This is a genomic window from Pseudoroseicyclus aestuarii (assembly GCF_003217255.1).
Classification (GTDB): domain Bacteria; phylum Pseudomonadota; class Alphaproteobacteria; order Rhodobacterales; family Rhodobacteraceae; genus Pseudoroseicyclus; species Pseudoroseicyclus aestuarii.
In genome coordinates this window covers 945,296-966,352 of sequence record NZ_QJTE01000001.1, presented here as the reverse complement: position 1 = coordinate 966,352, position 21,057 = coordinate 945,296, and the positions used below count along the sequence as shown (strand labels likewise).

Sequence of the window (21,057 nt, the reverse complement as noted above, 5' to 3'; positions counted from 1 at the left end):
GTTGCTGATCGGGCTGCTCTCTGGGCTCGCCCTCGTGGCAATGCCGCTCTTGCCACCAGCCTCGCCCTACAGGGCCTCGCTGCTCCTGGCGGGCGGCATGCTCGCGGCAGTCGTGCTTTTCGTGCTGGCGGCGGCTGCGCTGCGCCGCCGCCGCCGCGGCAGGCTGATCGCCATGCTCGGCGGTGTCGTGCAGGCCGACGAGTCGCCCGCCTTCCTGACGGATGACGACGGCCGCGTGATCCGCCGCAACCGCGCGGCCGAGGACCGCTTTGGCGGCAGGGGGGCGGGCCTTCTGTCGCAGATCCTCTCGGACCTTTTCGCGAGCCCCGATACCGTGCTTCAGCGGCTTCTGGATCGGGCGGCCAGGCAGGGCGGGGCGCAGGAGACCATCGTCACCGGGCGTGGAACGCTGCGGCTCTCGGCGCAGCGGCTGGAGGCCGGGCTTACCATCTGGCGGCTTGCCGATGCGGCCGAATCCGCCGGCACGGGCCGCGCTGCCGATGCCCTCGGCTTGCCGATGCTGACGGCCGGCGAGGGCGGCGCGATCCTCTTCATGAACGAAGCCGCGCGCCGGTTGATCGGCACCCGCCCGCGCACGCTCGACGGTGTCGCCGCGGGCGGCGTTTCGGGGGGCGAGACCATCTCCATCGCGGCGCCGGGGGGCGCCATCGCCTGCCTCGTCGCCGAGATCCCGCTTGGTGGCGGCAGGCGCGAGATCTACCTGCTGCCCGGCGCCGAGGCGCCGCGGCCCGCCGCCGTGGAGGAGGGGCCCAGCGGCCGCGGGGCAGAGACCGATCCGGCCTGGAACGCCATGGCGGGTCTCCCCGTGCCGCTGCTGCGGCTGGCGACGAGCGGTCGTATCCTGGATGCCAATGCGGCCGCACGGCAGCTGTTGCCTGACCCCCTGACCGCCGATGCCACCATGGCCCAGCGGTTCGAGGGGCTGGGCCGCGCCATCACCGACTGGCTGCAGGAAGCCGCCGAGGGGCGCGACCTGCCCGGCCCGCAGCTGCTGCGCTGCGCGGCGCCGCACCAGGACCGGCAGGTCTCGATCTCTCTCGCGCCCCTGCCGCGGCCAGACGCCCGCAGACCGCGCAGCGATGAGGTAGTCGCGGTGATCCGCGACGAAACCGAGCACAAGTCGCTCGAGGCCCAGTTCGTCCAGGCCCAGAAGATGCAGGCCGTGGGGCAGCTTGCCGGTGGCGTCGCGCATGATTTCAACAATCTTCTGACCGCGATCTCCGGGCATTGCGATCTTCTGATGCTGCGCCACGACAGTTCCGACCGGGACTACCCCGACCTCGTGCAGATCCACCAGAACACCAACCGCGCCGCCAGCCTCGTCGGCCAGTTGCTCGCCTTCTCGCGCAAACAAACGCTGGTGCCAGAGACCCTGGACCTGCGCGACACCCTCGCCGACCTGACGCATCTGCTGAACCGCCTTGTCGGCGAGAAGGTGACGCTGTCGCTGCACCACGACCCGGCCCTGCGCCCCATCCGCGCCGACAAGAGGCAGCTTGAACAGGTGCTGATGAACCTGGTGGTGAATGCCCGCGACGCGATGCCCGGCGGCGGCGAAATCCGGATCGAGACCGTCAACGAGCGCTTCGATCAGCCTTTGACCCGCGACCGGGCGACCCTGACCGTCGGAGACTGGGTGGCGATCCGGGTGATCGACGCAGGCCACGGCATTCCGGCCGAACGCCTGCCGAAGATATTCGAACCCTTCTACACCACCAAGAAGGTGGGGGAGGGGACCGGTCTCGGCCTCTCGACCGCCTATGGCATCGTCAAGCAGACGGGCGGCTATATCTTTGCCGACAGCGAAGTTGGCCTCGGCACGACCTTCACGCTCTACTTCCCCGGACAGGAGCTGCAGCCGGAGGATCACGAGGCAGTCCCGGGCCTCGGCGACGATGGGGACCGCGCAGGCCAGCAGGTGGACGGGGTCATCCTGCTGGTCGAGGACGAGGCGCCGGTCCGGGCCTTTGCCAGCCGGGCGCTGCGCCTGCGCGGCCTTTCGGTGATCGAGGCCGAAAGCGCGGAAGAGGCGCTGGAGACGCTCTCCGATCCGGAGGTGCATGTCGACGTCATCGTCTCCGACGTCGTGATGCCGGGCAAGGACGGCCCGACCTGGGTCCGAGAGGCCCTCGAGGACCGGCCCGGCACACGCGTCGTCTTCATGTCGGGCTATGCCGAGGATCACGCCGGCGAGCAGCAGCGACGGGTCTCGAATTCGACCTTCCTGCCGAAGCCCTTTTCTCTCTCCGAGCTCACGGAAACGGTGCTGCAGCAGGTCAACGACGGGCGCGAGGTCTAGACGGGCTGACGGCTCCGCTGCTTGCGGCGCCTCAAGTGTCTAGAAATGAAACGGGGCTCCGTCACCTCGGCCCAGCGCGGGACGATCGCGTCGTCCCGCACATAGGGGCGCTCCTGCCAGAAGGACGACGGCCCCCAGAACCGGCCGCGGCGCCTGCCGCGGCCGGTCTCGGTCGATCAGGCCTTCAGGATCGACGTGCCGGCGTAATGCGCGCTTTCGCCCAGCATCTCCTCGATCCGGATCAACTGATTGTACTTGGCCATCCGGTCGGAGCGCGAGAGCGAGCCGGTCTTGATCTGCCCGCAGTTCGTCGCGACGGCGAGATCGGCGATTGTCGCATCCTCGGTCTCGCCCGAGCGGTGCGACATCACCACGGTATAGCCCGCGCGCTGCGCCATGGAGACGGCCTCGAGCGTCTCGGTCAGCGTGCCGATCTGGTTCACCTTGCACAGCAGGGAATTGCCGACGCCGCGCTGGATGCCGTCCTTCAGACGCACCGGATTGGTGACGAAGAGATCGTCGCCCACCAGCTGGACCTTGTCGCCAAGCGCATCGGTCAGCATCTTCCAGCCGTCCCAGTCGTCCTCGGACATGCCGTCCTCGATCGAGAAGATCGGGTAGTCGCCGGCTAGGTCCTGCAGGTAGCGCACCGTCTCCTCGCTCGAAAGGGTGCGCCCCTCGCCGGCCATGACGTATTTGCCGTCCTTGAAATACTCGGTCGCCGCGCAATCGAGCGCGATCTTCATTTGCTCGCCCGGCGTGTAGCCGGCCTTTTCCACGGCGCGCAGAATGAAGTCGAGCGCCTCGCGGGTCGAGGACAGGGCAGGGGCAAAGCCGCCCTCGTCGCCGATGGCGGTCGAGAAGCCGGCGGTCGACAGCTCTTTCTTGAGCGTATGGAAGATCTCGGAGCCCATGCGCACCGCGTCCTGCATCGTCTGCGCGGCCACGGGGGCGATCATGAATTCCTGAATGTCGATCGGGTTGTCGGCATGCTCGCCGCCGTTGATGATGTTCATCATCGGCACCGGCAGGGTGGTGGCGCTGGTGCCGCCGACGTAGCGGTAGAGCGGCTGCATGGTGAACTCCGCGGCCGCCTTCGCGCAGGCGAGCGAGACGCCGAGGATGGCATTGGCGCCCAGTCGGCCCTTGTTCTCGGTGCCGTCCAGTTCGATCATCATGCGGTCGATGCCGGTCTGCTCGGTCGCGTCCGTGCCCAGAAGCGCCTCGGCAATCTCGCCGTTGACGGCCGCGACGGCCTCGCGCACACCCTTGCCTTTGTAGCGGGCGGCATCGCCGTCGCGCCGTTCGACAGCCTCGTAGGCGCCGGTCGAAGCGCCCGACGGCACGGCGGCGCGGCCCATGGAGCCGTCCTCCAGCGTGACGTCGACCTCGACGGTCGGGTTGCCGCGGCTGTCGAGAATCTCGCGGCCGTGAATGTCGATGATCGTGCTCATGAAAGCCCCCTTTGCGGTTGTCTCGCTGATGCCCGAGGCTCAGTCCTTTTTCAAGCCGCGGCCCCGGACGGGCCGCCCGTAAAGCTCCAGCCTGTGACCCACGAGGCGATAGCCCAGCCGCGCCGCGATTTTCTCCTGCAGCGCCTCGATCTCGGGATCGACGAACTCGATGACCGCCCCGGTCTCCATGTCGATCAGGTGGTCGTGATGCGCGCCGTCGGTGGTCTCGTAGCGGGCGCGCCCGTCGCCAAAATCGCGCTTCTCCAGCAAACCATTCTCCTCGAACAGCTTGACCGTGCGATAGACCGTCGCGATCGAGATGCGCGGATCGACGGCGGCGGCGCGGGAATGCAGCTCCTCGACGTCCGGGTGATCGGCGGCCGCGTCCAGCACCCGCGCCACGGTGCGGCGCTGGTCCGTCAGGCGCAGGCCGCCGGCCTCGCAGCGATCGAGGAGGGTTTTCGACATCGCGGCCTCCAGTCTCGCGGCGCCGTATCGGGTCCTGCGGCGCCGCCCCCTTCATGTTTCTTCAAATACTCCACGGGGGCGCGGGGGTGTGAAACCCCCGCTCCCGCGGCGCCGGCCAGCGCGCGCTCAGCCGATCTGCACCAGCGCGTGCCGCTTCTTGCCGGCCGAAAGCTTGACCGGCGTGGACAGCGCCGCCTCGTCCAGCATCAGCCCCGGATCGGCGATCGGGGCATCGTCCATCTTCGCGCCGCCTTCGGTCAGCAGCCGCCGCGCCTCCTTGCCCGATCCGGCAAGGCCGGCGCGCACCAGAAGCTGCGCGATCGAGATGCCGTCGCCAATATCCTCGGCGCTCAGCGTGAGTTTCGGCAGATCATCCCCGACGCCGCCTTTCTCGAAGACCTCGCGGGCCGTGGCCTCTGCCGCCTCGGCCGCCGCGCGCCCATGAAGCAGGGCCGTGACCTCGTTGGCGAGCGTGATCTTCGCGGCGTTGATCTCGGAGCCGCCAAGGGCGCCGAGGCGGTCGCATTCCTCGACGTCGATCTCGGTATAAAGCTTGAGGAAGCGCCCGACATCGGCATCGGTGGTGTTGCGCCAGAACTGCCAGAAGCCATAGGGGCTGAGCATCGCCTCGTTCAGCCAGATCGCGCCGCCGGCGGATTTGCCCATCTTGCGCCCGTCCGAGGTCGTCAGCAGCGGCGTCGTCAGGCCGAAGATCTCGCGCTCGCTCATCCGGCGGGTCAGGTCGACGCCGTTGACGATATTGCCCCACTGGTCCGACCCGCCCATCTGCAGCAGGCAGCCGTGGCGGCGGTTCAGCTCCATGAAGTCGTAGGCCTGCAGGATCATGTAGTTGAACTCGAGGAACGAGAGCGACTGCTCGCGGTCGAGCCGGCTTTTCACGCTCTCGAAGGACAGCATGCGGTTGACGCTGAAATGCCGGCCCACGTCGCGCAGGAACTTGATGTATTCCAGCCCGTCCAGCCAGTCGGCGTTGTTCAGCAGCAAGGCATCCGTCGGCCCCTCGCCATAGGCGAGGTAGCGGTTCAGCACCGCCTGCATGCCGGCGATGTTGCTGGCGATGGCGGCATCGTCCAGCAGCGGCCGCTCGTCCGAACGGAAGGAGGGGTCGCCGATCTTCGTGGTGCCGCCGCCCATCAGCGTGATCGGACGGTGCCCGGTCTTCTGAAACCAGCGTAGCAGCATGACGTTCAGCAGGTGCCCGACATGCAGCGAGGCCGCCGTCGCGTCATAGCCGATATAGGCGGTCACCACCCCGGTCGAGAGCGCTTCGTCCAGCGCCTGGTAATCCGTGCAATCGGCGATGAAGCCGCGCTCCATGATCGTCGCCATGAACTCGGACTTGGGGTGGTAGGTCATGCTTGTGCCCCTGTGATTGACGCTGCACTCTATAGGGAACCGGAGAAGGTTGGGAAAGACGATGTTGCAGTCAGGCGGAATGCGGGTGCTCGGGGCGATGTCGGGCCTGGCCTTCGACGGCGTCGACGCCGCGGTGATCGAAACCGACGGGGAGAAGCTCTATTCCATCGGCGGGAGCGGTTACCGCCCCTATACCGAGGGCGAGCGCAGCGTGCTGCGCGCGGCGCTCGGGGAATGGGAGGGGCCGCATGTCGTCTCGGCCGCCCGCGTCGTCACCGCCGCCCATGGAGAGCTGCTCAGCCAGTTCGAGGGGCTCGAGCTGATCGGCTTCCACGGCCAGACCCTGATCCATGATCCGCGCGGAAGCGGCACGCTGCAGATCGGCGACGGGCAGGCGCTGGCCCAGCTGATGGGCCTGCCCGTGGTCTCGGACTTTCGCAGCGCGGACGTACAGATGGGCGGCGAGGGGGGGCCGATGGCGGCCTTCTACCACTGGGCCCTGGCGCGGTACCTGGACCTCGAGGGGCCGGTGGCGGTGCTGAACCTCGGCGGCATCGCCAAGCTGACGCTGGTCGATCCTACGGTGCCGCGGCCGCAGGACGAGGGCGCACTCCTGGCCTTCGATGCGGGTCCGGCGACGGCGCTGGTGGACGATCTGGTGCGGACGAGGATCGGGCGTGCCTGCGACGAGGACGGCGTTCTTGCGCGCGGGGGTACCGTCGCCGAGGGCGTGGTGGAGCACTTCCTGCAAGACCGCTACTTCACGCGCATGGCGCCCAAGACGCTTGATCGCGGCACCTTCGCCTGGATGATCGACGCGGTCGCGGATCTGTCCGATGCCGATGCCGCCGCAACGCTCTGTGCCTGTTCGGCCGCGGGCGTGATGGCGGGGCTGGAGCTTGCGCCGCAGCCGCCGCGGCGAATCCTCGTCTCGGGGGGCGGACGGCGTAACCCGGTGCTGATGGAGATGATCGCCGCCGGGGCCGATTGCCCGGTCGAGCCGGTCGAGGATCTGGGCCTCGACGGCGACATGATCGAGGCTCAGTCGATGGCCTATCTCGCCGTGCGGGTCACCCGCGGGATGCCGACCACCGCGCCGGGCACCACCGGCGTCCGGGCCGCGATCGGCGGCGGCACGGTCAACCGTCCGGCCCTGCTGCCCGCCGGGAAGATCGGCTGAGGGTCCGCGCCCGCCGATGGGCGGGCGCGAAGACGTTCGATCAGAACGGGATCTCGTCGTCGAGATCGCCGCGGCCGCCGCCGCCGCCCGAGCCGGAGCCGGATCCGCCGCCGGAATTGCCGCCGCCGTAGCCGCCGTCGTTGCCGCCGCGGTCGTCGTAGCCGCCGCCATAGCCGCCACCGCCCGAGCTGCCGCCACCGTCGTAGCCGCCGCCACCGCCGCCGCCGCCATCGCCGCGGCCGCCCAGAAGCGTCAGTTCACCGCGGAAGTTGCGCAGCACGACCTCGGTCGAGTAGCGGTCCTGGCCGTTCTGGTCCTGCCATTTACGGGTCTCGAGCTGGCCCTCGAGGTACACGTTCGAGCCCTTCTTGAGGTATTGCTCGGCGATCCGCCCGAGGTTCTCGTTGAAGATGGCGACCGAGTGCCATTCCGTGCGCTCACGGTTCTCGCCGGTGCTGCGATCGCGCCAGCGCTCGGATGTGGCGATCCGCAGGTTCACCACCTTGCCGCCGTTCTGAAAGGTCCGAACCTCGGGGTCGCGCCCGAGATTGCCGACCAGGATCACCTTGTTGACCGATCCGGCCATGTGCTGTCCCCCTGATTGTCTTGCGTCCGTGGGTGCCGGCCCGGCCGGCTTCGAGGCGGAAGCCTAAGGTCTTCGCCGCGCGGTTAACAGGGGCTAAACGCGGCAGGGGGTGGCTTCCGCAGCGGGATCGGGTAGTCTTCGCCGCGACGATGGCGGGCGCCTCGACAGGGGCAGGCCGCCGCGCAAGGACGGGAACTGCCTATGAAGCCGATCACGCGCGCAGCCCTGTTGGGGTTTCTGGTCCTGCCGGGCCCTGTCTTGGCCGACTCGGTCTCGACCATGTCGGCCAGCTCCAGCCTTGCCGATCGCTTCTCGTTTCTCGACGGGCGAGCCGCGCAGCAATACGCGGGGTCCAGCCGATTGCAGCCCGAGCGGAGCGAGGCGCCGGCGGGACTGGCCGGTGTGCCGCGCTATGCCGGTCGCTATAGCGGACCATACCTGTCCCTGGCGCAGGCCGCGGCGCGGCGGCACGGCGTGCCCGCCGACCTCTTCCTTCGGCTGGTGCAGCAGGAAAGCGGCTGGAATGCCGCCGCCGTCAGCCGGGTCGGGGCGCTGGGTCTGGCGCAGCTTATGCCGGGGACCGCGCAGATGATGGGCGTGGACCCCACCGATCCCGAGCAGAACCTCGACGGCGGGGCGCGCTACTTGCGGATGCAGTTCGATGCCTTCGGGGATTGGCGGCTGGCGCTGGCCGCCTATAACGCCGGGCCGGAGGCGGTACGCCGCTACAGCGGCATACCGCCCTACGCCGAGACAGAGGGCTATGTCCTCGCGATTCTCGGGCGTTAGGCCGATTTGGCCTTGGCTTCGATCTTCGAGGCCAGGGTTTCGACGTCGTCGGTGCCGAGACGCGGGATGATGCGGTAGGCCGCATTCACGAGGCAGAAGACGCAGAAGGCGCAAAGACCCAGCGACAGCGCCATGACCAGCCAGAGGCCGTAGGGCTGATCGCGCAGCCAGGTGAAGGCATCGCCAAGGCCGCCGGCCTCCTGCGGATTGGTGGTCCAGGCGGCATAGACGAGAAGGCCGCCGATGATCGTGATGACCACGCCCTGCGCGGCGAGGCCGGCGGTCAGCAGCGGGCGCAGGCGCAGCGTCAGCGGCTTGGAGCGCAGCATGCGCATGTATTTCTCGCTGATGCCCTTGTAGATGTAATAAAGGCCCGCAGCCGCTGCGATTGCGCCGGCGATGCCGACGATCCACTGGCCGAAGGGCCAGCCCATGATGCGCGCAGTCCAGTCCTCGATACTGGAGCCGCCGCCGGAGCCGCCGCTGCCGAAGACCACCGCTGCCGCGACCGCGGCGAGGCCAATGTGGATCACGCCAGTGACGGTCTGCCCGGCGCGGGCGATCATGCCCTTCGCCTCTGTGCCATAGGCCTCGAGGTCCCAGAAGGCGGCGGCGAGGCGCCAGATGCCGTAGGCCAGCAGGCCCAGAGCGATCACCAGGAGCGCGGCGACGCCCCAGGGCTGCCCTTCGAGCCGTTCGAGGGCATCGCTGGTCCCCTCGGGCGTGCTGCCGGAGCGCGCCGCCAAGAAGCCCAGTATACCGATGGTGAGATTCATCAGGCCTCGTCCGACGAAGCCCGCGCGCATGACCGGAACGGCCCAACCGAGTTTTTGATCTGTCATGACTTCACAAGGTCGTGCAGCGGCTGCCGGTTCCCGCTGCTTATCATTTCCTGCCCCTAGGGGGCGGCGGTCTGGATCACTGGCTCCATCACGGCACGCTCGGCCTCGTCCAGCCAGCACAGGCTCTGGTGCCCCGTGGCCAGGGTCCGGAGAGGCGGCAGCTCGGTCTCGCACCTGTTGCCCGGGACCTTCGATTTCCAGCGGCAGCGGGTCTGGAAGGGGCAGCCCGGCGGCGGGTCCATCGCGCTCGGCACCTCGCCCTCGAGGACGATGTGCTTCTTCTTGATGGAGGTGTCGGCAATCGGCACCGCCGAGAGCAGCGCCTCGGTATAGGGGTGGTAGGGCGGCGCGAAGATCTGCTCCGTCGTGCCGATCTCGACGACATGGCCGAGGTACATCACCAGCACCCGGTCGGCGAGATAGCGCACGATCGACAGGTCGTGGCTGATGAAGAGGAGCGTGGTCTTCTTCTCGCGCTGGATGTCCATCAGAAGGTCGCTGACGGCGGCCTGCACGCTGACGTCGAGCGCGCTCACGGGCTCGTCCGCGATGACGATGCGCGCGTCGCCGGCGAAGGCGCGGGCGATCCCGACACGCTGCTTCTGCCCGCCCGAAAGCTGGCGCGGCTTGCGGGCGGCGAAGGCGCGCGGCAACTTTACCAGATCCAGCAGCTCGAGCATCCTTTCGCGCCGCTCGGCCCCGGTCCTGCCAACGCCGAAGATCTCGAGCGCGCGGATGATCTGCCGCCCGATGGTCATCGAGGGGTTGAGCGTGTCGAAGGGGTTCTGGAAGATCATCTGCAGGTCGGCGATGGTCTTCGTCCCGCGGGACTGGATCGGCGTATCCGCGATCTCCTGCCCGGCCATGGCCACGCCGCCCCGCGTCGCCACCTCGAGCCCCATGAGCACCTTGGCGAGGGTCGATTTGCCGCAGCCCGACTCGCCGACGATGGCGAGAGTCTCGCTTTCATGCGCCACGAAGGAGAGGGATTCGTTGGCCTTGACCACTCGCGCCGCGCCGCCGCCCAGCGCGCCGCTGGAGACCTCGTAGTACTTCTGCAGGTCCCGCACTTCGAGCACGACCTCGCCGATCTCGGTTTTCGGCTTGTGCACGGCGGTCTGCGGCGGCGCGTCCCAGTCGATCTCGTCCCAGCGGAGGCAGCGGCTTTCGTGCAGCGCCTCGTCCGGGACCCGGTCCATCGCGATCTTGCTGGCGTCGCAGCGCCCCTCGGCGAAGTAATCGCAGCGCGGGCCGAAATTGCAGCCGGGCGGGCGCTCGTGCGGGAGGGGAAAGTTGCCGGGGATCGGGACGAGCGGGCGGCTTTCCTTGTTCGCGCCGGGCAGCGGGATCGAGCGGAAGAGCGCCTGCGTGTAGGGATGGCGCATCTTGTCGAAGACATCGGCGATCTGCCCGCGCTCCACCGCCTCGCCGGAGTACATCACGCAGATCTGGTCGCAGGTCTCGAGGACGAGGCCGAGGTTATGGCTGATGAAGAGCATCGAGGTGCCGTACTTGGTCCCCAGCTCGCGCAGCAGGTCGATCACCGCCGCCTCGACGGTGACGTCGAGCGCCGTCGTCGGCTCGTCGAGGATGAGGAGGGCCGGCTTGCTCATCAGTGCCATGGCGATGACGATGCGCTGCTGCTGCCCGCCCGAGAGCTGGTGCGGATAGGCACGCAGGATGCGCTCGGGGTCGGGCAGGCGGACATCCCCCACCAGTTCGAGCGCGCGAGCCCGGGCCTCGGCGCGGCCCAGCCCCTCGTGGATCATCGGCACCTCGATCAGCTGCTGCTCGATCCGCATCGCGGGGTTCAGGGAGGCCATCGGCTCCTGGTAGATCATCGCGATCTCGCTGCCGCGGATCGCGCGCAGCTCCTTCGGGGTCATTTGCGTGAGATCGCGTCCGCGAAAGCGGATGGCGCCGCCGGTGACGCGGCCGTTGGTGCCCAGATCCTGCATCACGCCAAGCGCCACGGTGGATTTGCCGCAGCCCGATTCCCCGACGAGGCCCAGCGCCTGGCCGGGCATGACGCGGGCGGAGAAATTCATCACGGCCGGGATCTCGCCGTCGCGGGTGAAGAAGGAGATCGAGAGATCGTCGATCTCGAGGATCGGCTGGTCGGTGGCGGTCATCAGGACCTCCTGGCGCGGCGCTGGCGTGAAACGGAGCCGGGGGCCAGCCCCCGGACCCCCGGAGTATTTTTCGAAACATGAAGGGGCGCGGTCAATCGCGCAGGCTTTCCTCGCGCAGCCCGTCGGCGAGCAGGTTGAGGCCGAGGACGAGGCTGAGAAGCGCGAAGGCCGGCACCAGAGCGGCATGGGGGTAGATCGACAGAAGCCGCCGCCCGAGGTTGATCGTGCTGCCCCAGTCCGGGCTGTCGGGCGGCAGGCCGAGGCCGAAGAAACCGAGCGTGCCGAGAAGGATCGTGGTGTAGCCGATGCGCAGGCAGAAATCGACGATCAGCGGGCCGCGGGCATTGGGCAGGATCTCCCACAGCATGATGTACCAAGCGCCTTCGCCGCGGGTCCGGGCGGCGGCGACGTAGTCCCGCGTCTTGATGTCCATGGCGAGGCCGCGGACGATGCGGAAGACCGTGGGTGCATTGACGAAGACCACGGAGACGAAGACCACGAGGATGCCGCCCGGCACGTCGAAGAGGTCGAGGTCTTCGGGCAGGAAGGCGATCGGGGTGCCGGCCTGCGAGATCATCGACAGGTAGAGCCAGCCGAGGCCGAGGAGGGCCGCGCCGACCCAGAGGGTGCGGCGCAGGGGCCGGGTGTAGAGCCGGGCGTTCAGTAGCACCACCACGAAGAGGATCGGGAAGAGGAAGAGCACCACCGCCATCCAGGCCGGCACGCCGGAGGCGACCATCTCGGGCGTGACCAGCAGGTAGAACAGCAGGATCACCGGAAAGGCGAGGATCAGGTTGGCCAGGAAGCTGAGGAGGGTGTCGAGCCTGCCGCCGTAGAAGCCCGCGGGAAGGCCGAGCGTGATGCCGACCATGAAGGCGAAGAGCGTCGCCAGCGGCGCGATCTGCACCACGATCCAGCTGCCCGCGACCATCCGGCTGAAGACATCGCGCGCCAGGTTGTCGCCGCCCAGCAGGTAGTGCGACCATGGGCCCGTCGCGCCGGGGATCGGCGTGCCGGGGACCTTGTTCTTCAGCCCCGAGAGCGTCGTCAGCGGGTCCTGCGTGACGATCCAGCCGAAGAGGCCTGTGAAGAGGGCGGTATAGACCCAGAACATCACCAGCGCGAAGCCGATCATCCCGATGGTGCTGTCGAAGAGCTTGCCATAAAGGCCGAGCCGCCGCTTGAAGGCGATCGACAGGCCGAAGCTCGCGGCGAGGGCGATCCAGACCGGAAGGAACCGGCGCGAGAGGCAGCCAAGGATGCCGCCGGTGCCATAGGGCGTGACGAGCCCGCCGACGAGATAGGCCACCAGCACCGCGACGATGGCCCAGAAGGTGAGGCGCACCGCAAGGCGGGCCGCGCCGGGCGCGCCGCCGGGGCCGGCGAGGGCGGCAGCCGATCCGGCGCGGGCCGGTGCGGCGCGCAGGCCGAGCAGGGTCGCGGCGAGCGCGGCAATTGCGAAAGCGCAGGTGCACAGCAGCAGCAGGGGGTTCAGGACAGTGCCGAGCGCGCCGGTCCAGGTCAGGGGATCCATGGGCCTCTCCTCAGCTTATGCGGATGCGCGGGTTGAGATAGACGTAGCCGAGGTCCGAGATCAGCTGCGTCAGCAGCACCACGATCACCGAGACGACGGAGACGCCGAGCAGCAGCTCGATGTCGTTGTTGCTGGCGGCCTGTACCAGCGTCCAGCCGAAGCCCTTGTAGTTGAACAGGGTCTCGACGATGACGACGCCGTTCAGGATCCAGGGGATCTGCAGCATGATCACCGTGAAGGGCGCGATCAGCGCGTTCCGTAGCGCATGGCGCAGCACAAGCGCGCGGAAGCTGACGCCCTTGAGCCGGGCGGTGCGGATGTACTGGGAGGTCATGACCTCGGCCATGCTGGCGCGGGTCATGCGGGCGATATAGCCCATGCCGTAGAGCGCGATGGTCATGACCGGCAGGGTGAAATTGGTGAAGGTCGCCTGCTCCATCGCCGAGGTGGCCGAGCCGTTGAACCAGCGCAGCCCGACGGCGGAGCTGGCGAAGACGGCGATGAAGACCACGCCCGAGACGTATTCCGGCGTCGCTGTCGAGAGGATCGAGAGGGTCGAGAGGCCGCGGTCGGTGCGGCTGCCCTCGCGCATCCCCGAGAGCACGCCGATCACCAGCGCGCCGGGCACCATGACCACCAGCACCCAGAGCATCAGCTTGCCGGTCAGCGCCAGCGAGCGGGCGATGATCGTGGCGACCTCGTCGCGGAACACGGTGGAGGTGCCCCAGTCGCCCTGCAGAACGCCGCAGTAGCGCGGCGCCCCGGCCTCCGCTGCGGTATCCCCGAGGCAGCGTCCGGCGGCGAGCCCGCCGTCCTCGGCCGCGCTCGTCCATCCGGGCATGACGCCCAGCCATTCGCCGTAGCGCGCCAGCATCGGGCCGCCGTAGCCATTGCGGTTCAGCCAGCTCTCGACCTCGGCATCCGAGACGCGGGCACCGATCTGCGTCTTGGCGACGCGCTCGAGGCTGGGGGCGAGATTGGTCAGAAAGAAGACGACGAGCGTCAGGCACAGGGCCGTCAGCAGCATCGTGGCAAGGCGTCCGGCGATGAATCGCAGCAAGGGCAGGCGTCCTTCGGGCGGGGTCGGGTCCCTGCGGCGCCCGCCGGTGCGGCGGCGCCTGCCTCGGGCGGCGGGACGGGTCTGGGCGGAAGACATGGGCCGCCGGCGCCCAAAGGCGGGGACGCCGGCGGCGATCAGCGGATCAGGACATCCACCACCGGTAGTGGTGATGCTCGAAGGTCGGGTGCTGCTCCATGTCGTGCACCGCCTCGGTGTGGTGCCGGTAGAGCGAGCGCCAGAAGGGCTGCACGACCACGCCGTCGTCGCGCAGGATCTGCTCGACCTCGGCCATGATCTCGCTGCGCGCCTCGGCATCGGCGACGGACATCGCCCGGGCCAGCGCGGCATCGAAGTCGGGGTTGGCATAGGCGGTCTCGTTCCAGGCCTCGCCCGAGCGGTAGGCCAGCGCCAGCACCTGCACGCCCAAGGGGCGCATGTTCCATTCCGTGGCCGAAAAGGGATAGGTCAGCCAGTCGTTCCAGAAGGTGGAGCCGGGCAGGACCGCGCGCTCGACGTTCAGCCCGGCGTCGCGCATCTGCGCCGCCACGGCGTCGCAGGTCGCGGCCTGCCAGGCATCGTCGAGCGAGATCAGCTCGAAGGTGTGATCGGCCTCGCCGGCCTCTTCCATCAGCGCCAGCGCGCCGGCGGGGTCATGCTCCGCGGGGCCGATATCGGCGTATTCGGGATGGATCGGGCAGACGTGGTGGTTCGCCGCCACCTCGCCCCGATCATTGTAGCCCAGCTCGAGCACCACGGCATTGTCGACCGCCATCTGCACCGCGCGGCGCACATCGGCCCTGTCGTAAGGCGCGCTGTTCTGGTTCAGCCGGACCGTGATGGTCGCGGCAGTCACGACCTCGGAGGGGATCCAGCCGATGCTGTCGAAGATCTCGACGAAATCGCCGGTCGTCTCGTAGGTGGCGTCGATCTCGCCGGATTCGGCTGCGGCCAGCGTCGCGGCGGGATCGGTGCCGTAGTCGATGTACTCGATCCGGTCGAGGTAGGGGCCGCCGTAGACCTTTGTCCCCCACCATGTGTGGTCCGCGTTCCGCTCGAGCACCTGCCGCACGCCGACCTGGTTCTCGGCCGGAAGGTAGGGGCCGGTGCCGATGGGGTCCTCGGACGGATCGCCGGTCTCGTAGGAGCTGTGGACGATGGCGGCGGGATAGTCGGTCATGTTGGCGACGACCGCGACGTCGGGGTCCTGCAGGTGCAGGACGACGGTGTGATCGCCGGTGACTTCGACCGCGCCCTCGCGCGCCTGCCCGGTCTCGCGGTCGACGAGCGTGCCCATGCGCCCGGCCATGGAGTTGCCCTCGACCGTGCTGTCGCACCAGCGGGTGATGTTGCGGGCCACGTCCTCGGCGGTGAAGGGATCGCCGCTGTTCCAGGTGACGCCCTGGCGGACGGTCAGCGTGAACTCGGTCGCGTCCTCGTTCGCCTCCCAGCTCTCGAGCAGCATGCCGCGGATGGAGCCGTCGTTCTGATATTCCACCAGGTAGTCGAGCCAGCCGCGGTAGAAGTTCGCGATCTGGCTCCAGTCCGAGAGGCGCGGATCCTTGAGGGCCTTGGTCTGCATCTGCATGCGCAGCGTGCCGCCCTCGACCGGCTCGTCCTGGGCGCGCGCCGGCTGCTGCAGGCCGATCAGGCCCCATGCGGCGGCGCTGGAGACGCCAAGCGCGGTGCTGCGGGTCAGGAACTCGCGGCGGCTCAGCTTTCCGGACCTGTGCTCCTCGGCGTACATGAGGGCCGCGGGGTGCACGGAGGATCCCGGCGTCTTGGTCTGCGTCATCGTCTTTTTTCCCTGTTGTCGGTCGCGACCGGCGCTTTGCGGCGCGCTCTCGGCCTCCCTGGGCCCGGCTGCAGTCTGCGCTGCATGTGGTCCCGGCCGATCCTGGGAGCCTGGGCGCCGTACCGGATGGTCTGTTTGCGACATGATGTGTCGCACGCAAACTATTCCGTCAACAACCTTGCCGGGCAAACTCGCCGCAGCTGCCGATCCTCTGCGCGCAGTGCCTGATTATTGATCAGCCGCGCCCGGCCGGAGCAGGAAGACCCCGCTCGAGGATCGCGCCGGTTGCCGGATCGACGGCGGTCCAGGCCCGCATTCGGCTGCGGAACCAGCTGCGCTGGCGCTTCGCGTATTGCCGGCTGGCGATGACCGCGGCCTCGCGCGCCGCGGGCAAATCCATCTCGCCGCGCAGATGGGCGATCAGCTCGGGCGCGCCGATGGCGCGGGTCCAGGGCTGCGGCGGCGCCCAATGCGGCAGGGCCGCCCGCGCCTCGTCCAGCGCGCCGCCGCCCAGCATGGCGTCGAAGCGGCGCGCGATGCGCGCATTGAGCCAGGCGGGATCGGGCGTCAGCACCAGCGCCTCGGCGGTCTCCAGCGGCAGCAGCGGCGGCGGCGTCTCGGCCTGCCAGTCCGCGATGCCGCGCCCGGTGGCCTGCAGGACCTCCCAGGCGCGCTGCACGCGGGGGCGATTGGCCAGATCGAGGCCCGCGCGGCTGCGCGCGTCCAGCGTCTCGATCAGCCGGGGCAGGGGGATCGTATCGGCCTCGGCCCGCAGGGCAGGCGGGGTCGCCGGGATCTCGGCCAGCCCCTCGGTCAGGGCGGAGAAGTAGAGGCCTGTGCCGCCGACCACGATCGGCCTCTCGCCGCCCGCCAGCAGCGGCGCCACCTCGCGCAGCCAGTGGCCGGCGGAATAGGGCCGATCCCGCGCGACATGGCCGTAAAGGCTATGCGGCGCCGCGTCCTCTTCGGCCGTGGAGGGGCGGGCGGTCAGGATGCGCCAGTCGGCATAGACCTGCAGCGCATCGGCATTGACGATGCGCCCGCCGCCCTGCGCCGCGATCTCGAGCGCCAGCGCCGACTTGCCCGAGGCGGTGGGGCCCGCGATCAGCACGGGCCGGCCCGGCGGCACGGCGCGGGCCAGGGCGCTCCAGCGGGCTTCCGTCACAGCAGGGCGCGCGATGCGGCATTGCGCCGCGGCCGGCAATGCTCCATCCTGCCCGCGCCGGATTGACGGCCGCCCCCAGCCCCAGAACCCCGTTTACGACCGGAGTCGACCAGATGACCCCCACCGCGCCAGAGGGTGCCGCCAGCGCGGCCGCCCAGACCCAGCCCGACCAGACCGAGACTCCCGCCTTCGGCCGGGTCCTGCTGAAGATCTCGGGCGAGGCTCTGATGGGCGATACGACGTTCGGGCTGCATCCGCCGACCGTCCAGCGCATCGCGCGCGAGGTCAAGTCGGTGCGCGACATGGGCACCGAGATCTGCATGGTCATCGGCGGCGGCAACATCTTCCGCGGCCTCGCCGGCTCTGCCCAGGGGATGGAGCGGACGACCGCCGACTACATGGGCATGCTGGCCACCGTGATGAACGCTCTGGCGATGCAGTCGGCTCTCGAGGAGCTGGGCGTCTTCACCCGCGTCGTGAGCGCGATCCCGATGGACCAGGTCTGCGAGCCCTACATCCGCCGCCGGGCGGTGCGCCACCTCGAGAAGAAGCGGGTGGTGATCTTCGCCGCCGGAACCGGCAATCCCTATTTCACCACCGATACCGCCGCCACGCTGCGCGCCAGCGAGATGAGCTGCGAGGCGATCTTCAAGGGCACCAAGGTCGACGGGGTCTACGACAAGGACCCCAAGAAGCACGCGGATGCCAAGCGCTACGAGACCGTCAGCTACGACGAGGTGCTGCAAAAGCACCTTGGCGTCATGGACGCGAGCGCCATCGCCCTTGCGCGCGAGAACCGCCTGCCGATCATCGTCTTCAGCCTCGACGAGCCGGGCGGCTTCCGCGGCATCCTCGCCGGGCGGGGCACCTACACGCGCGTCACCGCCTGAGGGCGGGGCGCCGGACCTCGGGCGCCGACAGAGGCGGTGGAACTGCGGCCATGCCTCGGGTATAGCCGTGGCAATCTCTACAAGTGGAGCGGGTGAACGACACGATGGCCGACGACTTCGAACTCGATACTGACGACCTCAAGCGCCGGATGGATGGCGCCATCGCCAGCCTGCGGACGGAATTCGCCTCTCTTCGGACCGGGCGCGCCTCCGGCTCCATGCTCGATCCGGTCATGGTCGATGCCTACGGCAGCCCGACCCCGATCAACCAGGTCGGCACGGTCAACGTGCCCGAGCCGCGGATGGTCACGATCAACGTCTGGGACAAGGGCCTTGTGAACAAGGTCGAGAAGGCGATCCGCGATTCCGGCCTCGGGATCAATCCGCAGATGAACGGCACCATCATCATGCTGCCGATTCCCGAGCTGAACGAAGAGCGGCGCCGTGAATTGACCAAAGTTGCCGCGCAATACTCCGAACATGCGCGCGTCGCGGTGCGCAACCTGCGGCGCGACGGCATGGATCAGATCAAGAAGGCCAAGGCCGACGGCCTGTCCGAGGACGACCAGAAGTTCTGGGAATCCGAGGTGCAGGAGATGACCGACCAGTACATCAAGCAGATCGACGCCCAGCTCGAGACCAAGCAGGCGGAGATCATGCAGGTCTGAGACGGCACGACCCGGACGCGGCCTCAAGGGAGTAAGGCGATGCCCGAGACGACGACTGCCAGCCCCGCGCCGCGGGGCGACGGGCCAAAGCACGTGGCCATCATCATGGACGGAAACGGCCGCTGGGCGCAGCTGCGCGGGCGGCCGCGCCTCTTCGGCCATCACGCCGGCGCCAAGCGGGTGCGCGAGCTGGTCGAGGCCTGCCCGGACCTCGGCGTGCGCTACCTGACCGTCTTCGCCTTCTCGACCGAGAACTGGAAGCGCACGCAGACCGAGGTCGCGGGCCTGATGGCGCTGTTCCGCCGCTACATCGAGCGCGAAGCCCGCGCGCTCATGGCCGAGAAGGTGCGGGTGCGCTTCATCGGCGACCGCATCAAGCTCGACGAGAAGCTGGTCTGCCTGATGGACGAGCTGGAGCTGCTGACCAGCGGCAACGACGGCCTGAACCTGACCATCGCCATCAATTACGGCGGACGGGACGAGGTGACGCGCGCCGCGCAGCGCCTCGCGCTCGAGATCGAGCAGGGGCGGCTGACGCACAAGGATGTCGATGCCGAGACGCTGGCGCGATTCCTCGACACCCGCGTGCTGCCCGATCCGGATCTGGTGATCCGCACCAGCGGCGAGGCGCGGATCTCGAACTTCCTGCTCTGGCAATCAGCCTATGCCGAATACGACTTCGTCGATACGCTCTGGCCCGATTTCACCGCCGCCGAATTCGCCAAGGTTGTCGAGGCCTATTCCAATCGCGTGCGCCGCTACGGCGCGGCGCCGGCCTGAGCCGCCCGTGAGCACGGAGACCACGACACAGGCGCCCACCGCCGCCGCGCAGGCCGAGGGCGCCGCGGCAAGCCGCTGGGCCGATTTCACCGTGCGCTTCGTCTCGGGCGCCGCCATGGCCGTCATCGGTCTGATGGCGGTGCTGGCGGGGGGCGTCTGGTTCCAGATGCTCACGGTCTTCGTCACCGCGGTCATGGTCTGGGAACTGTGGATGATGATCGAGCCGCAGCGCCCGACACCGGGCATGCTGCTGGCCGCGCTGGTGGCGAGCGTGCTGTCGGGGCAGCTCGCCGAGCCGGGCCTCTGGATGCTGCTGCTCTTCCTGATCGTTCCGCTCGCCGGGGCGGCGGTCCTGCGCTCTGAGCGGCTGACATTCCTGTGCTTCGCCGCCGCGATCGAGGTCGCGGGCTGGGGCCTTGTCAGTTTCCGGCACGACTTCGGCGTGGCCTGGCTGATGTGGCTGATCCTCGTGGTGGTGGTCACGGATGTCTTCGGCTACCTCGCCGGGCGGCTGATCGGCGGGCCGAAGTTCTGGCCCAAGGTCAGCCCGAAGAAGACATGGTCCGGCACCAGCGCCGGCTGGATCTGCGCCGGCCTCGTGGGCGCCGCCTTCGCCATCTGGCACGACGCGGGATGGCACCTCGTCTGGATCTCGATGCTGCTGAGCTTTGCCAGCCAGATGGGCGATATCGGCGAGAGCGCGCTCAAACGGCGGATGCGGGTCAAGGACAGCTCGACCCTGATCCCCGGTCACGGCGGCCTTTTCGACCGCTTCGACGGGCTGCTCGGCGCATCGATCTTCATGCTGGCCTTCTCGGCCATCGGCCTGCTGCCGGGGATAAGCCTTTGAGGGTCTCGATCCTCGGTGTCACCGGCTCCATCGGGCAAAGCACCACGGACCTGATCGCGTGCGAGCCAGAGCGGTTCGAAGTGGTCGCCCTGACCGGCGGTCGCAATGTCGCGCGCCTCGCGCAGGAGGCGGTGCGCTTGAACGCGCGGCTGGCCGTGACCGCCTGGGACGAGTGCCACGCGGAACTGGCGTCGCTGCTGGCCGGCACCGGGATCGAGACCGCCGCCGGCGAAGCGGCGCTGGAAGAGGCCGCCTCGCGCCCTGCCGACTGGGTGATGTCGGCCATCGTCGGCGCCGCCGGGCTGCGGCCGGGCCTCGCCGCGCTGCGCCAGGGCGCCACGCTGGCGCTGGCCAACAAGGAGACGATGGTCGCCGCCGGGCCGCTGGTCCTGCAGACCGCGCGGGCGCATGGCGCCACCATCCTTCCCGTCGATAGCGAGCATTCCGCCGTATTCCAGCTCCTGCGCGGCGAGGAGATGCGCAGCGTGACCCGCGTGGTGCTGACCGCCAGCGGCGGCGCCTTCCGCGACTGGCCGCTGGAGCGGCTGAAGGAAGCCACGCCCGAAGAGGCCAGCACCCACCCGACATGGGACATGGGCCAGCGCATCACCATCGACAGCGCCTCGATGTTCAACAAGGCGCTTGAACTTATTGAAGCGAAAGAGCTTTTCGGCCTGCGCCCGGAGCAGGTCGAGGCGGTGATCCATCCGCAGAGCCTCGTGCATGCGCTGGTGGGCCATGCCGACGGCGCGCTTCTGGCTCATATGGGCAGCCACGACATGCGCCATGCCATCGGTTTTGCCCTGAACTTCCCCGAGCGGGCGCCGCTGCCGGTGGCGCCGCTCGATCTGGTGCAGGCCGGGCGGCTGGACTTCGCGGCCCCCGATCCGGCGCGCTACCCGGCGCTGGGTCTGGCGCGGCAGGTGATGGAGGCGGGCGGCCTTGCGGGCGCCGTCTTCAACGCCGCGAAGGAACGCGCCCTCGATGCTTTTCTGGACAGGCAGATCGGCTTTGCCCAGATGGCACCCGTCGTTGCACAAGTTCTTGATAGACTGATCTTTAGTCGAAGTGGCGGCGTTGACAGCCCCTCCCTCGATGATGTTCTTCAAGCGGACCGGGAGGCACGCTCCCTTGCCGGCGATTGTGCCTTAACGATGCGTTAGGAGAGCC

General features: G+C 68.8%; 18 protein-coding genes. 8 read left to right on the top strand and 10 right to left on the bottom strand.

The annotated features are described in order from the left end of the window. Position 1: 1 nt before the first annotated feature. Positions 2 to 2,320 carry an ATP-binding protein gene (locus DFP88_RS04505; protein WP_245904677.1) on the top strand — a complete coding sequence of 773 codons (2,319 nt, stop codon included), beginning with the start codon at positions 2 to 4 and terminating at the stop codon, positions 2,318 to 2,320. 176 nt (positions 2,321 to 2,496) lie between these two features. Here DFP88_RS04505 and eno read toward each other — a convergent pair whose 3' ends face one another. From eno to tyrS, 3 genes are all read right to left on the bottom strand, one after another. Further along, a complete protein-coding gene (gene eno / locus DFP88_RS04500) occupies positions 2,497 to 3,774 on the bottom strand; it encodes a phosphopyruvate hydratase (RefSeq protein ID WP_110813215.1) in 1,278 nt (425 codons plus the stop codon). Positions 3,775 to 3,813: 39 nt separating this feature from the next. Further along, complete coding sequence (locus DFP88_RS04495) at positions 3,814 to 4,242, bottom strand: Fur family transcriptional regulator (RefSeq protein ID WP_110813214.1); 429 nt, start codon at positions 4,240 to 4,242, stop codon at positions 3,814 to 3,816. A gap of 126 nt (positions 4,243 to 4,368) precedes the next feature. Next, positions 4,369 to 5,619 carry a tyrosine--tRNA ligase gene (tyrS, locus tag DFP88_RS04490; protein ID WP_110813213.1) on the bottom strand — a complete coding sequence of 417 codons (1,251 nt, stop codon included), beginning with the start codon at positions 5,617 to 5,619 and terminating at the stop codon, positions 4,369 to 4,371. Between the two features lie 79 nt (positions 5,620 to 5,698). Here tyrS and DFP88_RS04485 point away from each other — a divergent pair, with 79 nt between their 5' ends. Continuing rightward, on the top strand, positions 5,699 to 6,799 hold the full coding sequence (locus DFP88_RS04485; protein ID WP_110813212.1) for an anhydro-N-acetylmuramic acid kinase: 1,101 nt from the start codon (positions 5,699 to 5,701) through the stop codon (positions 6,797 to 6,799). Positions 6,800 to 6,839: 40 nt separating this feature from the next. Here DFP88_RS04485 and ssb read toward each other — a convergent pair whose 3' ends face one another. Next, a complete protein-coding gene (ssb, locus tag DFP88_RS04480) occupies positions 6,840 to 7,385 on the bottom strand; it encodes a single-stranded DNA-binding protein (RefSeq protein ID WP_110813211.1) in 546 nt (181 codons plus the stop codon). Between the two features lie 201 nt (positions 7,386 to 7,586). Here ssb and DFP88_RS04475 point away from each other — a divergent pair, with 201 nt between their 5' ends. Next, complete coding sequence (locus DFP88_RS04475) at positions 7,587 to 8,174, top strand: lytic transglycosylase domain-containing protein (protein WP_110813210.1); 588 nt, start codon at positions 7,587 to 7,589, stop codon at positions 8,172 to 8,174. On the opposite strand, the gene DFP88_RS04470 is transcribed toward DFP88_RS04475, so the two are convergent. The 6 genes from DFP88_RS04470 to miaA all read right to left on the bottom strand — a co-directional run bounded on the left by DFP88_RS04470 (position 8,171) and on the right by miaA (position 16,699). Beyond that, positions 8,171 to 8,980, bottom strand: a complete 810-nt coding sequence (locus tag DFP88_RS04470; protein WP_110813209.1) for a DUF1206 domain-containing protein — start codon at positions 8,978 to 8,980, stop codon at positions 8,171 to 8,173. The genes DFP88_RS04475 and DFP88_RS04470 overlap by 4 nt on opposite strands. A 92-nt stretch (positions 8,981 to 9,072) precedes the next feature. Continuing rightward, on the bottom strand, positions 9,073 to 11,148 hold the full coding sequence (locus DFP88_RS04465) for a dipeptide ABC transporter ATP-binding protein (RefSeq protein WP_110813208.1): 2,076 nt from the start codon (positions 11,146 to 11,148) through the stop codon (positions 9,073 to 9,075). 91 nt (positions 11,149 to 11,239) lie between these two features. Beyond that, on the bottom strand, positions 11,240 to 12,682 hold the full coding sequence (locus DFP88_RS04460) for an ABC transporter permease (RefSeq protein WP_110813207.1): 1,443 nt from the start codon (positions 12,680 to 12,682) through the stop codon (positions 11,240 to 11,242). 10 nt (positions 12,683 to 12,692) lie between these two features. Next, positions 12,693 to 13,709: an ABC transporter permease gene (locus tag DFP88_RS04455; RefSeq protein ID WP_425450811.1), complete on the bottom strand. Its 1,017-nt coding sequence runs from the start codon at positions 13,707 to 13,709 to the stop codon at positions 12,693 to 12,695. A gap of 175 nt (positions 13,710 to 13,884) precedes the next feature. Continuing rightward, entirely contained in the window at positions 13,885 to 15,534 is a 1,650-nt protein-coding gene (locus tag DFP88_RS04450; protein ID WP_110813205.1) for an ABC transporter substrate-binding protein, read from the bottom strand. Positions 15,535 to 15,769: 235 nt separating this feature from the next. Then, a complete protein-coding gene (miaA, locus tag DFP88_RS04445) occupies positions 15,770 to 16,699 on the bottom strand; it encodes a tRNA (adenosine(37)-N6)-dimethylallyltransferase MiaA (RefSeq protein ID WP_110813323.1) in 930 nt (309 codons plus the stop codon). A 113-nt stretch (positions 16,700 to 16,812) separates the two neighbouring features. Here miaA and pyrH point away from each other — a divergent pair, with 113 nt between their 5' ends. From pyrH to dxr, 5 genes are all read left to right on the top strand, one after another. Continuing rightward, entirely contained in the window at positions 16,813 to 17,589 is a 777-nt protein-coding gene (gene pyrH / locus DFP88_RS04440; protein ID WP_110813204.1) for a UMP kinase, read from the top strand. 104 nt (positions 17,590 to 17,693) lie between these two features. Beyond that, complete coding sequence (frr, locus tag DFP88_RS04435) at positions 17,694 to 18,257, top strand: ribosome recycling factor (protein WP_110813203.1); 564 nt, start codon at positions 17,694 to 17,696, stop codon at positions 18,255 to 18,257. Between the two features lie 39 nt (positions 18,258 to 18,296). After that, positions 18,297 to 19,037 carry a polyprenyl diphosphate synthase gene (gene uppS, locus DFP88_RS04430; protein WP_110813202.1) on the top strand — a complete coding sequence of 247 codons (741 nt, stop codon included), beginning with the start codon at positions 18,297 to 18,299 and terminating at the stop codon, positions 19,035 to 19,037. 7 nt (positions 19,038 to 19,044) lie between these two features. Then, positions 19,045 to 19,887 carry a phosphatidate cytidylyltransferase gene (locus DFP88_RS17210; protein ID WP_425450804.1) on the top strand — a complete coding sequence of 281 codons (843 nt, stop codon included), beginning with the start codon at positions 19,045 to 19,047 and terminating at the stop codon, positions 19,885 to 19,887. Beyond that, positions 19,884 to 21,050, top strand: coding sequence for a 1-deoxy-D-xylulose-5-phosphate reductoisomerase (dxr, locus tag DFP88_RS04425; protein ID WP_220032280.1), 1,167 nt, complete (start codon positions 19,884 to 19,886; stop codon positions 21,048 to 21,050). The genes DFP88_RS17210 and dxr overlap by 4 nt, the downstream gene beginning before the upstream one ends. Positions 21,051 to 21,057 lie beyond the last annotated feature (7 nt).

What these genes read in the sequence shown, in the direction of transcription:
- uppS (WP_110813202.1), top strand. Translation starts at nt 18,297, where the DNA reads ATGCCCGAGACGACGACTGCCAGCCCCGCGCCGCGGGGCGACGGGCCA.
- DFP88_RS04495 (WP_110813214.1), bottom strand. Translation starts at nt 4,242, where the DNA reads ATGTCGAAAACCCTCCTCGATCGCTGCGAGGCCGGCGGCCTGCGCCTG.
- DFP88_RS04460 (WP_110813207.1), bottom strand. Translation starts at nt 12,682, where the DNA reads ATGGATCCCCTGACCTGGACCGGCGCGCTCGGCACTGTCCTGAACCCC.
- frr (WP_110813203.1), top strand. Translation starts at nt 17,694, where the DNA reads ATGGCCGACGACTTCGAACTCGATACTGACGACCTCAAGCGCCGGATG.
- DFP88_RS04485 (WP_110813212.1), top strand. Translation starts at nt 5,699, where the DNA reads ATGCGGGTGCTCGGGGCGATGTCGGGCCTGGCCTTCGACGGCGTCGAC.
- ssb (WP_110813211.1), bottom strand. Translation starts at nt 7,385, where the DNA reads ATGGCCGGATCGGTCAACAAGGTGATCCTGGTCGGCAATCTCGGGCGC.
- DFP88_RS04465 (WP_110813208.1), bottom strand. Translation starts at nt 11,148, where the DNA reads ATGACCGCCACCGACCAGCCGATCCTCGAGATCGACGATCTCTCGATC.
- DFP88_RS04455 (WP_425450811.1), bottom strand. Translation starts at nt 13,709, where the DNA reads ATGCTGCTGACGGCCCTGTGCCTGACGCTCGTCGTCTTCTTTCTGACC.
- eno (WP_110813215.1), bottom strand. Translation starts at nt 3,774, where the DNA reads ATGAGCACGATCATCGACATTCACGGCCGCGAGATTCTCGACAGCCGC.
- DFP88_RS04475 (WP_110813210.1), top strand. Translation starts at nt 7,587, where the DNA reads ATGAAGCCGATCACGCGCGCAGCCCTGTTGGGGTTTCTGGTCCTGCCG.
- pyrH (WP_110813204.1), top strand. Translation starts at nt 16,813, where the DNA reads ATGACCCCCACCGCGCCAGAGGGTGCCGCCAGCGCGGCCGCCCAGACC.
- DFP88_RS04450 (WP_110813205.1), bottom strand. Translation starts at nt 15,534, where the DNA reads ATGACGCAGACCAAGACGCCGGGATCCTCCGTGCACCCCGCGGCCCTC.
- tyrS (WP_110813213.1), bottom strand. Translation starts at nt 5,619, where the DNA reads ATGACCTACCACCCCAAGTCCGAGTTCATGGCGACGATCATGGAGCGC.
- DFP88_RS04470 (WP_110813209.1), bottom strand. Translation starts at nt 8,980, where the DNA reads ATGCGCGCGGGCTTCGTCGGACGAGGCCTGATGAATCTCACCATCGGT.